This is a genomic window from Agromyces sp. P2_B3, from assembly GCF_056404815.1.
This window is the reverse complement of record NZ_JBFUDH010000005.1, coordinates 22,332-34,345: the sequence shown is the minus strand read 5'-3', so window position 1 is coordinate 34,345 and position 12,014 is coordinate 22,332. Positions and strand designations below refer to the sequence as shown.

Below are 12,014 nucleotides of genomic sequence, written 5' to 3'. Positions count from 1 at the left end.
ACCCTCATGGGTGAATATCAGATGGACGCCGTGCTGAGCGCGGTGGCCGACCCGACGAGGCGGGCGATCCTCGACCGGCTGCTCGTCTCCGACGCGCGGGTCACCGAGGTCGCCAGCGCCTTCCCGATCTCGCTCAACTCGACGAGCAAGCACATCAAGGTGCTCGAGCGCGCCGAACTGGTGCAGCGCACGGTGCGGGGTCGCGACCACGTGCTCTCCCTCCGGGGTGAGGGGCTCGCCGAGGCCGTCGCGTGGATGCAGCGCTACCGCGAGTTCTGGGAGCAGCGGCTCGCCGCCCTCGAGGCGTTCGTGCTGCAGGACGACGCGGGCACCGACGACGGCAGAGCCGCCACCGACGACGGCAGCGCCGCGCGCACCGACGACGGCGGCCCGCGATGACGGCCGTGACCGTACGACGCCGCATCGCGGCATCCGCCGACCGGCTCTTCGACGCCTGGCTCGACCCCGCGAGCCTCGCGGTGTGGATGCGCCGCGACGACACCGGCGAGCCGTCGGTCATCGTCGCCGACCCGCGCGAGGGCGGCGCGTTCTCGATCACGATGCGCGACCGGTTCGGCACCATCACGCACTCGGGCGTCTACCGGCTGATCGACCGGCCGCGGAAGCTCGAGTTCACCTGGCGATCGGAGCACACGCACCACGTGGACTCGGTCGTGCACGTGACGTTCGAGCCCGACGGCGAGGCGACCGTCGTGCAGGTGCACCACACGAGGCTGACCGACGCCGAGGCGGCGGCCAAGCACGAAGCCGGCTGGACCGAGATCCTCGGCCGGTACGAACAGACCATGGAAGCAGAGGAGGCGGCGTGATGCTGCTCGAGGACAAGGTGGCCGTGATCCACGGCGGTGGCGGATCGATCGGTGCGTCGACGGCGAAGGCGTTCGCCCGGGAGGGCGCGCGGCTGTTCCTCGCCGGGCGCAGCCTGCCCCGGCTCGAGGCGGCGGCATCCGCGGCACGTGCCGAGGGGGCATCCGTCGACATCGCGGTGGTCGACGCCATGGACCAGGACGCCGTCGACCGGCATGCCGACGAGGTGGCGGATGCCGCGGGCCGCATCGACATCGCCCTCAACACGGTCGGCTTCGACCACGTGCAGGGCCTCCCGATCGCCGACACGAGCCTCGACGCCTACCTGCATCCCGTGACGGGGTACCTGCGCACCAACTTCGTGACCGCGAAGGCGGCGGCGCGGCACATGGTGGCGCAGGGGAGCGGCGTGATCCTCACGATCTCGACCCCGGGGGCGCGGCTCACGGGCAACGGCCTGATCGGCAACGCCGCGCAGAGCGCCGGCCTCGAGGGGTTCTCGCGGGCCCTGGCCGGCGAGCTCGGCCCGGCCGGCGTGCGCGTCGTGTGCGTGCGGCCGCACGCGATGGCCGACGCGTACGACCTCTCGTACACGGGGGAGATGTTCGGCCGCATGGCCGACGCGGGCGGGGTCACCCGCGACGAGTGGTTCGCGGCCCTCGCGAGCACCACGCTCCTCGGGCGCCTGCCGACGCTCGACGAGGTCGGCGAGTACTTCGCCTTCGTGGCATCCGACCGGGCTCGGTCGATGACCGGCGTGATCGTGAACGTGACGGCCGGGGCGCTCGTCGACTGACGGGCGACGGATGCCGCGGCGGCGCGTCCCGTCCCGACGGGCACGGGGCGCTGCCACGATGAGGCGTGACCACCGATCGCCGAAGCCCGCGCGCCGCGGCATCCGACCCGCTGCTCGACCGCCGATCCGGGCTCTCGGCGAGGGCTCGCAGGTGGACGCTCGCCGCGCTGATCACGGCGTTCGTGCTCGTGGCGGTCTCGCTCATCGTCTCGAGCACGCCGTGGCCCGCGTCGCTCGCGATCCGGGCCGTCTTCGAGCGCGGTGCTGCGGACACGGTGGCCGAGATGGAGCCGTTCGTACCCGAGACCGGTGTGGACGCGCGGCTCGACGTGGCCACGGATGCCGCAGGTGGCGCCGGTGGCGCCGACACCCGTCTCGACGTCTTCACGCCCGCGGAGGACCCGGGACCGCACCCCACGGTCGTCTGGGTGCACGGCGGCGCCTGGATCTCGGGCGCGAAGGAGAACGTCGACCCGTACCTGCGGATCCTCGCGAGCCACGGCTACACGACGATCGGACTGGACTACACCATCGCCCCCGAGGCGACCTATCCCACCGCCCTGCGCGAGCTCAACGACTCCCTCGCCTACGTCGTCGAGCACGCCGAGGAGCTCGGCGTCGACCCCGACCAGCTCGTGCTCGCCGGCGACTCCGCAGGGGCGCAGCTCGCCAGCCAGCTGGCGGTGCTCACCACGAACGACAAGTACGCGCACCTGCTCGGCCTCGACCCCGCCCTCGAACCGGAGCAGCTCGTGGGCGCCATCCTGAACTGCGGCGTGTACGACCTGCGGGCGATGGCGGAGCTGAACGGCATCGGCCAGTGGGGGTTCAAGGTGGCCCTCTGGGCGTATACCGGCACGAAGGACTGGTCGAGCAGCTATGCCGGCACCACCATGTCGACCATCGAGTTCGTGACCGAGGACTTCCCGCCCACCTTCATCAGCGGCGGCAACGGCGACGCGCTCACCTGGATCCAGTCGGTGCCGATGAGCGACGCGCTCGCCGACGCCGGCGTGGAGACGGCGGAGCTGTTCTGGGCGGCCGACCACCAGCCGGCGCTGCCGCACGAGTACCAGTTCCACCTCGACTTCGAGGAGGCGCACGTGGCACTCGACGAGACGCTCGCCTTCCTCGCCGCGCACACGACGCAGCCGTGATCGAGCCACCACGAGGCCGCCGGCCGGCGGCCGCGTGGTGGCTCGATGGCGAGCGGTCAGGGGCGCATGGATGCCGGGGCCGGCCCTGACGACCGTCGCACGACCAGGTGCGGCGTCGGGAGGTCGGGCCGCGAGCCGTCGACGCCCTCGATGCTGGCGATGAGCTGCAGCACCGACGCCCGGCCCTGCGCCTCGAACTCGAGGTGGAGGGTCGTGAGCGGCGGGTCGAAGAACGCGGCATCGGCCACGTCGTCGATGCCGACGACGCTGACGTCGTCGGGGATACGGAGGCCGCGCTCCTTGAGCGCGAGCATCACGCCGAGCGCGGTCTGGTCGTTGGCGGCCACGTAGGCGGTGGCCTCGGGCAGCCGCGGCAGGGCCATGATCGCGTCGTAGCCCGAGCGGGCCGACCAGTCGCCCGACAGCACCCCCAGCGAGGTGAGGCCCAGGTCGCGCACGGCGTCCTCGTAGGCGCGGGCACGCAGCCGCGAGGCGGGCCACTCGGCCGGCCCGGCGATGTGCACCAGGCGACGATGCCCGAGGTCTGCGAGGTGACCCACGAGTTCGTGCAGGTGCACTGCGGCGGGGTCGGTGCGGCGGCCGTCCTCGTCGGAGGCGACCGCGATGAGCACGGGCACGCGGAACCGAGTCGCCTCGAACGCCTTCGTCATGGCGTCGGTCGAGGAGAGGGCGAGGACACCCGCCAGGTTGAGCTGCGCCATGAGCTCGAGCGAGTCCTCGATCGCGGCCGGATCCTCCACGTCGAGCGACACGAGGTCGAGGACGTAGCCGGCCTCGCGGGCGGCGACGCTCGCGCCCTGCGCGATGCGGCTCGGGCCGACGTGCGACACCTCGTGCGTGATCGCCCCGATGCGGTGCGAACGGCCCGACTTGAGGCTTCTGGCGGTGAGGTTGGGCCGGTACCCCAGTTCGTCGAGGGCTCGCTCGACGCGGACGCGAGTCTCGGGCCGGATGCCGGCGAACCCCTTGAGGAACCGGCTGACCGTCTGGTGCGACACGCCAGCCGCCTGCGCGACGTCGTAGATGGTCGCCGGCCTGGCGGTGGGGTCCATACGCGGGCTCCTCTCGGGTGGTCGCGCTCCCACGATGCGTCGTCGATTGAAATCGGCGATCTGCTCTTGACATCTGATGTTATCGGCAACATTCTGGTCTCGACACGATGTTGTCGAAAACATTCTGACACTCACCACCCTGCTCGGCCGACAACGGAGTACGACTCGATGGATCCCTCGAACCCCGCCCACCTCCCCAGCGGAATCCTCTTCGGTGCCGCCTACTACGCCGAGTACCACCGCGACGAGCGCACCGAGGTGGACCTCGACCTGATGCAGGCGGCCGGCTTCACCGTCATCCGCGTCGGCGAGTCCGTGTGGTCGACGTGGGAGCCGCGCGACGGCGAGTTCGACCTCGACTGGCTGCAGCCCGTGCTCGACGGAGCGCACGCCCGCGGCATCCGCGTCATCCTCGGCACGCCCACCTACGCCGTGCCGCCGTGGCTGCAGACCGCCTACCCCGAGATCGCCGGCGAGCCGCGAACCGGAGAGCCGATGCCGTGGGGGGCCCGTCAGGAGGTCGACTACTCGCACCCGGCCTTCCGCTTCCACGCCGAGCGAGTGATCCGTGCGGTGATCGCGCGGTACGCCGACCACCCCGCCGTGATCGGCTACCAGGTCGACAACGAGCCGGGCATGCTGCTGTTCCACAACCGCGGCTCCTTCCAGCGCTTCGTGCGCCGGCTGAAGGCGCAGTACGGCGACGTCGAGACGCTCAACCGCGAGTGGGGCCTCACCTACTGGTCGCACCGGCTCTCGGACTGGTCGGACCTGTGGACGCCCGACGGGAACACCCTGCCCCAGTACGACCTGGCCTGGCGGCGCTATCAGGCCGACCTCACGACCGAGTTCATCGCCTGGCAGGCGGACATCGTGCGGGAGTACGCCGAGCCCGGGCAGTTCGTGACCACGTGCATCGCCTACCCGCGGCCGGCCCTCGCCGACGAGGAGCTCGTCGAGGCGCTCGACGTGACCGCCGGCAACCCCTACTACGCCATGCAGGACCACCTCGACGCCACCGTCGACCTCGAGCCGGTCACCCCGTGGACCACGTCCGGCGTCGCCGCGATGCTGCGCCAGGCCGACCGCATGTACTCGTCGAAGCAAGCACGGTTCCTCGTGACCGAGACCGACGCGCAATCGATCGGCGGTTCGGACTTCAACCTGCCGCCGTATCCCGGGCAGCTCAAGCAGGCCGCCTTCGCGTTCATCTCCCGCGGCGCGTCGATGATCGAGTACTGGCACTGGCACACGCTGCCCTACGGCACCGAGACGTACTGGGGCGGCGTGCTGCCGCACAGCCTCGAACCCGGCCGCGTCTACCGCGAGGTCGCCGAGGTCGGTGCCGACCTGCAGGCCATCGGCACGGCGCTCGACGGCTTCGAGCCCGACGCGGACGTCGCGATCCTCTGGTCGAACGACAGCCGCTTCGCGCTCGAGTTCTTCCCGCCGCTCGCGACCGACGACGGGCAGCCCGACCGGGCGTCGTATCAGCACATCGTCGACGCGTTCCACCGCGGCGTCATCGACGCGGGCGCGCAGTCGCGCATCCTGCACGTGTCGCAGGCGCTCGCCCTCGGCGCCGAGGAGCTCGCCGCCCGGTTCCCGGTGCTCGTCGCGCCGGCCCTGTACGTGGCATCCGACGCGGAGCTCGACCTGCTGCGCGACTACGCCGCCGCCGGCGGGCACCTCGTCGTCGGCATCCGCACCGGCTACGGCGACGAGGAGGCCCGGGCCCGGGTCGAGGTCGCCCCGGCGCGGCTCCACGAGGCGGCGGGCGTGCGGTACGAGGAGTTCTCCAACCTGCGCCACGACGTGCCGGTCGCCGGGAGCGGGCCGCTCGCGGCATCCGTCGACGCCGCCGCGACCCGATGGGCCGACGGCCTCATCGCCGACGGGGCCGAGACGCTTGCACGCTACGACCACCCGCGTTTCGGCGACTTCCCGGCGGTCACGACGAACGAGCACGGGTCCGGTCGCATCACGGTCGTCGGCACGGTGCCCTCGCCCGCGCTGGCCGCCGACCTCGTGCGCTGGGCGGTGCCGTCGCCGATCGCCGACGGACTCGCGTCCGGTCGCGCGCTGCCGGTGACCGTGGCATCGGGCTCGCTGCCCGACGGCCGCCGCGCCTGGTTCGTCTTCAACTGGGGATGGGAGCCGCAGGCCGTCACGCTCGCGGCATCCGTCACCGACCCCGTCACCGGAGACCAGCTCCCGACGGGCACCGATGTCTCACTGCCGGCCTGGTCGACGCGGACCTTCGTCGGCGAGTGAGCACCAAGGGATCGCCTGATCCGACCCAACCACAGAAAGAGTCATCATGAAGAAGGCACGCAAGACAGCACTGGCGCTGGTGACCGGCGCCGCCTCGATCGCACTCGTCATGTCGGGATGCAGCCCCAGCGGCGGAGGCGGGTCCGACCAGGGCCCGGTCAGCCAGGACGACATCGACAAGGCGATGGAGACGCCCACGAAGCTCACCTTCTGGACGTGGGTGCCCGACATCGAGAACGAGGTCAAGCTCTTCGAGGAGAAGTACCCCGCGATCGACGTCAAGGTCGAGAACGTCGGCCAGGGCCTGCCGCACTACCAGAAGCTGCGCAGCGCCATCGAGGCAGGCGAGGGCGCACCGGATGTCGCACAGATCGAGTACCAGTACATCCCCTCGTTCGTGCTGCCCGAGTCGCTGCTCGACCTCACGCCGTACGGCGCCGACGACCTCGCCGACGGCTACGTCGACTGGGCGTGGAACCAGGTCTCGCCCGCCGACGAGGTGTGGGCGATCCCGCAGGACGTCGGCCCGATGGGCAACCTCTACCGGGAGGACATCCTGGCTGCGGCCGGCATCACCGAGCCGCCCGCCACATGGGACGAGTACGCGACGGCGGCGAAGGCCGTGAAGGATGCCACGGGCTCGTACATCTCGAACCTCGGCGCCACCCAGGCCGGCCAGATGATCGGCTTCTTCTGGCAGGCGGGCGTCAAGCCGTTCGGGTACAACGGCGAGGACACCGTGAAGATCGACGTCAACAGCGACGAGGCCAAGCAGGTCGCCGACTACTGGACGCAGCTGATCCAGGCCGACCTCATCTCGACCGACGTCGACTTCAACGACACGTGGTACCAGGGCCTGGCGAGCGGAAAGTACGCCGGCTGGCTCACCGCGGCCTGGGGACCGATCTTCCTGCAGGGCACGGCCGAGGACACGTCAGGGCTCTGGCGTGCCGCGCCGCTGCCGCAGTGGGATGCGGGCACCGAGGTCTCCGGCAACTGGGGCGGCTCGTCCGACGCGGTGCTCGCGTCGACGAAGAACCCCATCGCCGCCTACGAGCTCGCGAAGTTCATCAACAACGACGAGGAGTCGGCGATGAAGCTGGCGACCGAGCAGTTCCTCTTCCCGCCGCAGGTGTCGGTGCTCGAGGACCCCGCGTTCGTCGACCAGCAGTCGGAGTTCTACGGCGGCCAGGAGGTCAACAAGCTGTTCGCCGACATCTCGACGACCGTCGACACGGACTTCGAGTGGCTGCCGTTCATGGACTACGTGTACTCCACCTACGAGGAGACGATGGGCACGGTGATCGCCGACAAGGGTGACATCGCCGCTGCCCTCGACGCCTGGCAGGACCAGCTCGTCAAGTATGCGGAGGACCAGGGCTTCACCGTCGAGTGAGTCCGCGGGGCGCCCGCCGGCCGGCCGGCCTGCCACCGCTCGCCGCCCTGCAGGCGGGCGCCCCACCCCATCGTCCATCCACCACGAGAAGGAGCCGTCATGTCGACCTCCCCGGCGCTCACCGCAGAGCGCCCGACCGCGCCACCGCCGAAGCGCCGCACGAGCACCGCGAAGCGCAAGCAGTACCGTGCCGCCTACCTGTTCCTCCTGCCCTTCTTCATCGTGTTCATCACGATGCTGGTCGTGCCGCTCATCTACTCCGGTTACCTGAGCCTCTTCGAGAGCAAGCTCATCGGCGGCGAGGTCTTCAACGGCCTCGGCAACTATGTCCGGGCGCTGACCGATCCGCTGTTCCTGGAGGGACTCGGACGCGTGGGCCTGTTCTTCGTCGTGCAGGTGCCGATCATGCTCGGCCTCGCGCTCTTCCTCGCCCTCGCGCTGGACAGCTTCCGGGCGAGGGGTTCGAAGGCGGTCCGCCTGCTCATCTACATGCCCTACGCCGTGCCCGCCGTGGTCGCGACGCTCATGTGGGGCTACCTCTACGGCCCCGACTTCGGCCCGCTGGCCCAGATGTCACGCGCGCTCGGCTTCGGGACGCCCGAGTTCCTGTCGGCCGAGAACATGCTCGGCTCGATGATGAACATCGTCACGTGGGAGTTCGTCGGCTACAACATGATCATCATGTACGCGGCCCTGCGGTCGATCCCCGGCGAACTCTACGAGGCAGCCGAGATCGACGGCGCCGGGCAGTTCCGCCTCGCGTGGAGCATCAAGATCCCGGCGATCCGGCCGGCGATCCTGCTGACGATCATCTTCTCGGTCATCGGGTCGTTCCAGCTCTTCTCCGAGCCGAGCCTGCTGTCCATCATCGCCCCGAACGTGGTGATCAACTCGTACACCCCGAACTTCTACGCCTACAACCTCGCGTTCGTGAACCAGGAGCTGAACTACGCGGCATCCATCGCGTTCCTCCTCGGAATCGTGATCGCCGTCCTGTCGTACCTCGTCCAGCTCGGAGCGCAACGTCGCGAGCGGCGCGAACGGAGGCCGGCATGACCTCCACCGAGACCCGCGCGGCCGTGACCGTCGGCGATGCGACCGGTTCGCGCCGATCGGCCCGCCACTACGCACCCGAGCGGCGCCGGAGCGTGCTGCTCACCGTGCTGCTCTGGCTCCTCGTGCTGTACTTCGTGCTCCCGCTGTGGTGGCTGCTCGTCTCCTCGACCAAGGACAACGCCGCCCTGTTCTCGACGTTCGGTCTGTGGTTCGGCGGCGACTTCTCCCTCTGGGAGAACCTGCAGACCCTGTTCAGCGTGCGCGACGGCATCTTCACACGGTGGCTCGTCAACACCTTCGTCTACTCGATCAGCGCTGCGGTGGGAGCGACGCTGCTCTCCACCATGGCGGGCTACGCGTTCGCGAAGTACGAGTTCCCCTTCAAGAAGGCGCTCTTCAGCGCGACGCTCGGCGCGATCATGATCCCGCTCACTGCGCTGGCGCTGCCCACCTACCTCCTGTTCTCCTCGGCCGGCCTGACGGATACCCCGTGGGCGGTCATCATCCCGTCGCTGGTCAGCCCGTTCGGGGTGTACCTCATGCGGGTGTACGCCGCCGATGCCATCCCCGACGGCCTGATCGAGGCGGCGCGGGTCGACGGCGCCGGCGAGTTCCGGATCTTCTGGCAGGTGGGACTGCGGCTGCTCGGCCCCGGCCTCGTCACCGTGTTCCTGTTCTCGCTCGTGGCGACGTGGAACAACTACTTCCTTCCACTGATCATGCTGAACAGCTCCGATCTGTATCCGATCACGGTCGGCCTCGCGCAGCTCCAGGCGGCGGCGAGTCAGGGCGGTGGCTCCCAAGCGCTGTTCTCCACGGTCATCACCGGTTCGCTCGTGTCGATCGTGCCGCTGGTGCTCGCGTTCCTCTTCCTGCAGCGCTACTGGCAGTCGGGGCTCGCGACGGGGAGCGTGAAGGAATGAGCGCATCGCCAGCGCGCCGCAGGGATGATGGACGGATGACTCCGACGGAGAGGGCGCGATCGTGACGATCTGGTACGGCGGCGACTACAACCCCGAGCAATGGCCGCGCGAGGTGTGGGATGAGGACGTCACGCTCATGCAGCGCGGCGGCATCAGCCTCGCGACGGTGGGCGTGTTCTCGTGGGCCCGGCTCGAACCGCGCCCCGGAGAGTACGACTTCGCCTGGCTCGACGACGTGCTCGACACCCTGCACGCCGGGGGCATCCGCGTCGACCTGGCCACGGCCACCGCATCCCCGCCGCCGTGGCTCGCGAAGCGGCATCCCGAGACCCTGCCCGTCACCGAGCAGGGGGTGCGGCTCGCGGTCGGCAGCCGGCAGCAGTACTGCCCGAGCTCGCCTGTCTACCGCGAGCGAGCGCGACAGCTCGTGACGCGACTGGTGGAGCGGTACGCGCAGCATCCGGCCCTCGAGCTCTGGCACGTGAACAACGAGTACGGATGCCACGTCAGCCACTGCTACTGCGAGGTGTCGGCCGCGGCGTTCCGCACCTGGCTCGAGGCGAAGTACGGATCGATCGACGAGCTGAACCGCGCCTGGGGCACGGCGTTCTGGTCGCAGCGCTACGACGGGTTCGACGAGGTGGAGCCGCCGCGCGCGGCCCCGACGTTCCGCAACCCGACGCAACTTCTCGACTTCGACCGGTTCTCGAGCGACGAGCTGCTGGCCTGCTACCGGTCCGAGGTCGAGGTGATCCGCGCGGCATCCGAGGTGCCGATCACCACGAACTTCATGGGGTTCTTCAAGCCCGTCGACTACTGGAAGTGGGCGCGTGAGGTCGACATCGTCTCGGACGACACCTACCCCGATCCCGCCGACCCGATCTCGGTGCCGTATGCCGCGATGGTGCGCGACCTGATGCGCTCGCTCGGCGACGGAGCGCCATGGCTCCTCATGGAGCAGTCGCCGGGAGCGGTGAACTGGCGGCCGCAGAACGCGGCGAAGGTGCCCGGGCAGATGCGCGCGTGGTCCTATCAGTCGATCGGACGCGGCGCCGACGGCATCCTCTTCTTCCAGTGGCGGCAGTCGGCCGCGGGCTCGGAGAAGTTCCACTCGGGAATGGTTCCGCACGGCGGCACCGACACGAGGGTGTGGCGCGAGATCGAGCAGCTCGGCGGGGAGCTGCAGCGGCTGTCGGGGCCCGAGGTCGGCCTCGAGGGCAGCCGCGTCCCCACCCAGGTCGCGATCGCCCTCGACTGGGACAGCTGGTGGGCGGTCGAGCAGCCGGCCTCGCCCACGACGGTCTCCTACCTCGAGACCCTGTTCGCCTGGCACCACGCGCTCACGTCGCTCGGGCTCACGGTCGACTTCGTGCGAGCCGACGCCGACCTGTCGGGCTACCGGCTCGTCGTCGCACCGACCCACTTCGTCGCGACCGACGCGCAGCTCGAGAACCTGGCGGCGTTCGCGGAGGCCGGGGGCACGCTCGTCGTCGGCTTCGGCACGGGCATCACCGACGAGCACCTGCACGTGCGGCTCGGCGGCTACCTCGGCGAGCCGCTGCGGAGCACGCTCGGCGTGTGGATCGAGGAGTTCGCACCGCCGGCCGCGCCCGACCTCCGGGCCGTCGGCGGGGGAGCGGCGCCGCCGGTCGCCCTCGACGGCGACGTGCTCGGCGGGGCGGCATCCGGTGCCGTCTGGGCCGAGTACGTGCGGGTCGAGGATGCCGCGACGGAGGCGACGTTCGCCGAGGGCGCGCTCGCCGGGTGGCCTGCCGTCACGCGTCGCGGCGCCGACGGCCGGGGAGGCGCGGCCTGGTACGTCGCGACGCTGCCCGAACCCGAAGCGCTCGGCCGGCTGGTCGCCCGGATCGCCGAGGAGGCCGGCATCGAGGTGCCCGCACCCGTCGCGAACGGCGGTCGGGTCGAGGTCGTGCGACGTGGCGGATTCGTGTTCGCCATCAACCACGGTGCCGAGGACACCGAGCTCGTCGTCGAGGGCACCGACCTGCTCACGGGGTCGGATGCCTCGGGCCTCGTGCTGCCGTCGCAGGGGGTGGCCGTCGTCCGTCCGGTCTGAGCCGCCGGGGCGCCGGCCGCGCCCTACACTTCGAGCATGTCCTTCGTCGAATCCATCCGCACCGTCTTCGGCAAGTACGCCGAGTTCACCGGTCGCGCGGGGCGGCCCGAGTTCTGGTGGTGGGCGCTGTTCAACGTGCTCGTGCTGTCGGCGCTGAACGTGCTCAACGTGTTCCCGGTCGGCGAGAACGCCTACCTGGGGTCGGTGCTCGCGGGACTCTGGGGCGTTGCCGTGCTGCTGCCGTACCTCGCCGTCACCGTGCGGCGCCTGCGTGACGCCGGGTACGGCTGGGGGCACGTGTTCTGGGTACTCGTGCCGATCGGCGGACTGATCGTGCTGGCCGTCTTCCTGTCCCAGCCGGCGAAGGACGGGCTCGCGGCGCCGGACGCCGTACCGGGACCGGCCGCCGCCTGAGCCCGACGGCGGCTGCGGCG

General features: G+C 70.5%; 11 protein-coding genes. 10 read left to right on the top strand and 1 reads right to left on the bottom strand.

Annotated features, from left to right (window positions below; genetic code table 11):
• Nucleotides 1-6: 6 nt before the first annotated feature.
• From AC1DZA_RS09810 to AC1DZA_RS09795, 4 genes are all read left to right on the top strand, one after another.
• Nucleotides 7-399, top strand: a complete 393-nt coding sequence (locus AC1DZA_RS09810) for an ArsR/SmtB family transcription factor (protein ID WP_476772604.1) — start codon at nt 7-9, stop codon at nt 397-399.
• On the top strand, nt 396-830 hold the full coding sequence (locus tag AC1DZA_RS09805; protein WP_476772603.1) for an SRPBCC family protein: 435 nt from the start codon (nt 396-398) through the stop codon (nt 828-830). The genes AC1DZA_RS09810 and AC1DZA_RS09805 overlap by 4 nt, the downstream gene beginning before the upstream one ends.
• Nucleotides 830-1,624, top strand: a complete 795-nt coding sequence (locus AC1DZA_RS09800) for an SDR family NAD(P)-dependent oxidoreductase (protein ID WP_476772729.1) — start codon at nt 830-832, stop codon at nt 1,622-1,624. The genes AC1DZA_RS09805 and AC1DZA_RS09800 overlap by 1 nt, the downstream gene beginning before the upstream one ends.
• Before the next feature lie 65 nt (nt 1,625-1,689).
• Nucleotides 1,690-2,781 (top strand): alpha/beta hydrolase, encoded by a 1,092-nt coding sequence (locus tag AC1DZA_RS09795; RefSeq protein ID WP_476772602.1) that lies wholly within the window; start codon nt 1,690-1,692, stop codon nt 2,779-2,781.
• Nucleotides 2,782-2,837: 56 nt separating this feature from the next.
• On the opposite strand, the gene AC1DZA_RS09790 is transcribed toward AC1DZA_RS09795, so the two are convergent.
• Nucleotides 2,838-3,854 carry a LacI family DNA-binding transcriptional regulator gene (locus AC1DZA_RS09790; protein ID WP_476772601.1) on the bottom strand — a complete coding sequence of 339 codons (1,017 nt, stop codon included), beginning with the start codon at nt 3,852-3,854 and terminating at the stop codon, nt 2,838-2,840.
• Between the two features lie 168 nt (nt 3,855-4,022).
• On the opposite strand from AC1DZA_RS09790, the gene AC1DZA_RS09785 reads away from it, so the two are divergent.
• The 6 genes from AC1DZA_RS09785 to AC1DZA_RS09760 all read left to right on the top strand — a co-directional run bounded on the left by AC1DZA_RS09785 (nt 4,023) and on the right by AC1DZA_RS09760 (nt 11,994).
• Complete coding sequence (locus tag AC1DZA_RS09785) at nt 4,023-6,128, top strand: beta-galactosidase (protein WP_476772600.1); 2,106 nt, start codon at nt 4,023-4,025, stop codon at nt 6,126-6,128.
• 46 nt (nt 6,129-6,174) lie between these two features.
• A complete protein-coding gene (locus tag AC1DZA_RS09780) occupies nt 6,175-7,524 on the top strand; it encodes an ABC transporter substrate-binding protein (protein WP_476772599.1) in 1,350 nt (449 codons plus the stop codon).
• Between the two features lie 99 nt (nt 7,525-7,623).
• Nucleotides 7,624-8,580, top strand: coding sequence for a carbohydrate ABC transporter permease (locus AC1DZA_RS09775; RefSeq protein ID WP_476772598.1), 957 nt, complete (start codon nt 7,624-7,626; stop codon nt 8,578-8,580).
• Nucleotides 8,577-9,503 carry a carbohydrate ABC transporter permease gene (locus AC1DZA_RS09770; RefSeq protein WP_476761666.1) on the top strand — a complete coding sequence of 309 codons (927 nt, stop codon included), beginning with the start codon at nt 8,577-8,579 and terminating at the stop codon, nt 9,501-9,503. Before AC1DZA_RS09775 ends, AC1DZA_RS09770 begins: the two co-directional genes overlap by 4 nt.
• Before the next feature lie 61 nt (nt 9,504-9,564).
• Nucleotides 9,565-11,580 (top strand): beta-galactosidase, encoded by a 2,016-nt coding sequence (locus tag AC1DZA_RS09765; protein ID WP_476772597.1) that lies wholly within the window; start codon nt 9,565-9,567, stop codon nt 11,578-11,580.
• A 36-nt stretch (nt 11,581-11,616) separates the two neighbouring features.
• The gene (locus tag AC1DZA_RS09760; protein ID WP_476772596.1) at nt 11,617-11,994 is read left to right on the top strand and encodes a DUF805 domain-containing protein; all 378 of its coding nucleotides are present in this window, start codon (nt 11,617-11,619) and stop codon (nt 11,992-11,994) included.
• Nucleotides 11,995-12,014 lie beyond the last annotated feature (20 nt).

Excerpts from the sequence above, each read along its gene's own strand:
- AC1DZA_RS09775 (WP_476772598.1), top strand. The coding sequence starts at position 7,624 with ATGTCGACCTCCCCGGCGCTCACCGCAGAGCGCCCGACCGCGCCACCG.
- AC1DZA_RS09800 (WP_476772729.1), top strand. The coding sequence starts at position 830 with ATGCTGCTCGAGGACAAGGTGGCCGTGATCCACGGCGGTGGCGGATCG.
- AC1DZA_RS09810 (WP_476772604.1), top strand. The coding sequence starts at position 7 with ATGGGTGAATATCAGATGGACGCCGTGCTGAGCGCGGTGGCCGACCCG.
- AC1DZA_RS09785 (WP_476772600.1), top strand. The coding sequence starts at position 4,023 with ATGGATCCCTCGAACCCCGCCCACCTCCCCAGCGGAATCCTCTTCGGT.
- AC1DZA_RS09770 (WP_476761666.1), top strand. The coding sequence starts at position 8,577 with ATGACCTCCACCGAGACCCGCGCGGCCGTGACCGTCGGCGATGCGACC.
- AC1DZA_RS09760 (WP_476772596.1), top strand. The coding sequence starts at position 11,617 with ATGTCCTTCGTCGAATCCATCCGCACCGTCTTCGGCAAGTACGCCGAG.
- AC1DZA_RS09790 (WP_476772601.1), bottom strand. The coding sequence starts at position 3,854 with ATGGACCCCACCGCCAGGCCGGCGACCATCTACGACGTCGCGCAGGCG.
- AC1DZA_RS09805 (WP_476772603.1), top strand. The coding sequence starts at position 396 with ATGACGGCCGTGACCGTACGACGCCGCATCGCGGCATCCGCCGACCGG.
- AC1DZA_RS09780 (WP_476772599.1), top strand. The coding sequence starts at position 6,175 with ATGAAGAAGGCACGCAAGACAGCACTGGCGCTGGTGACCGGCGCCGCC.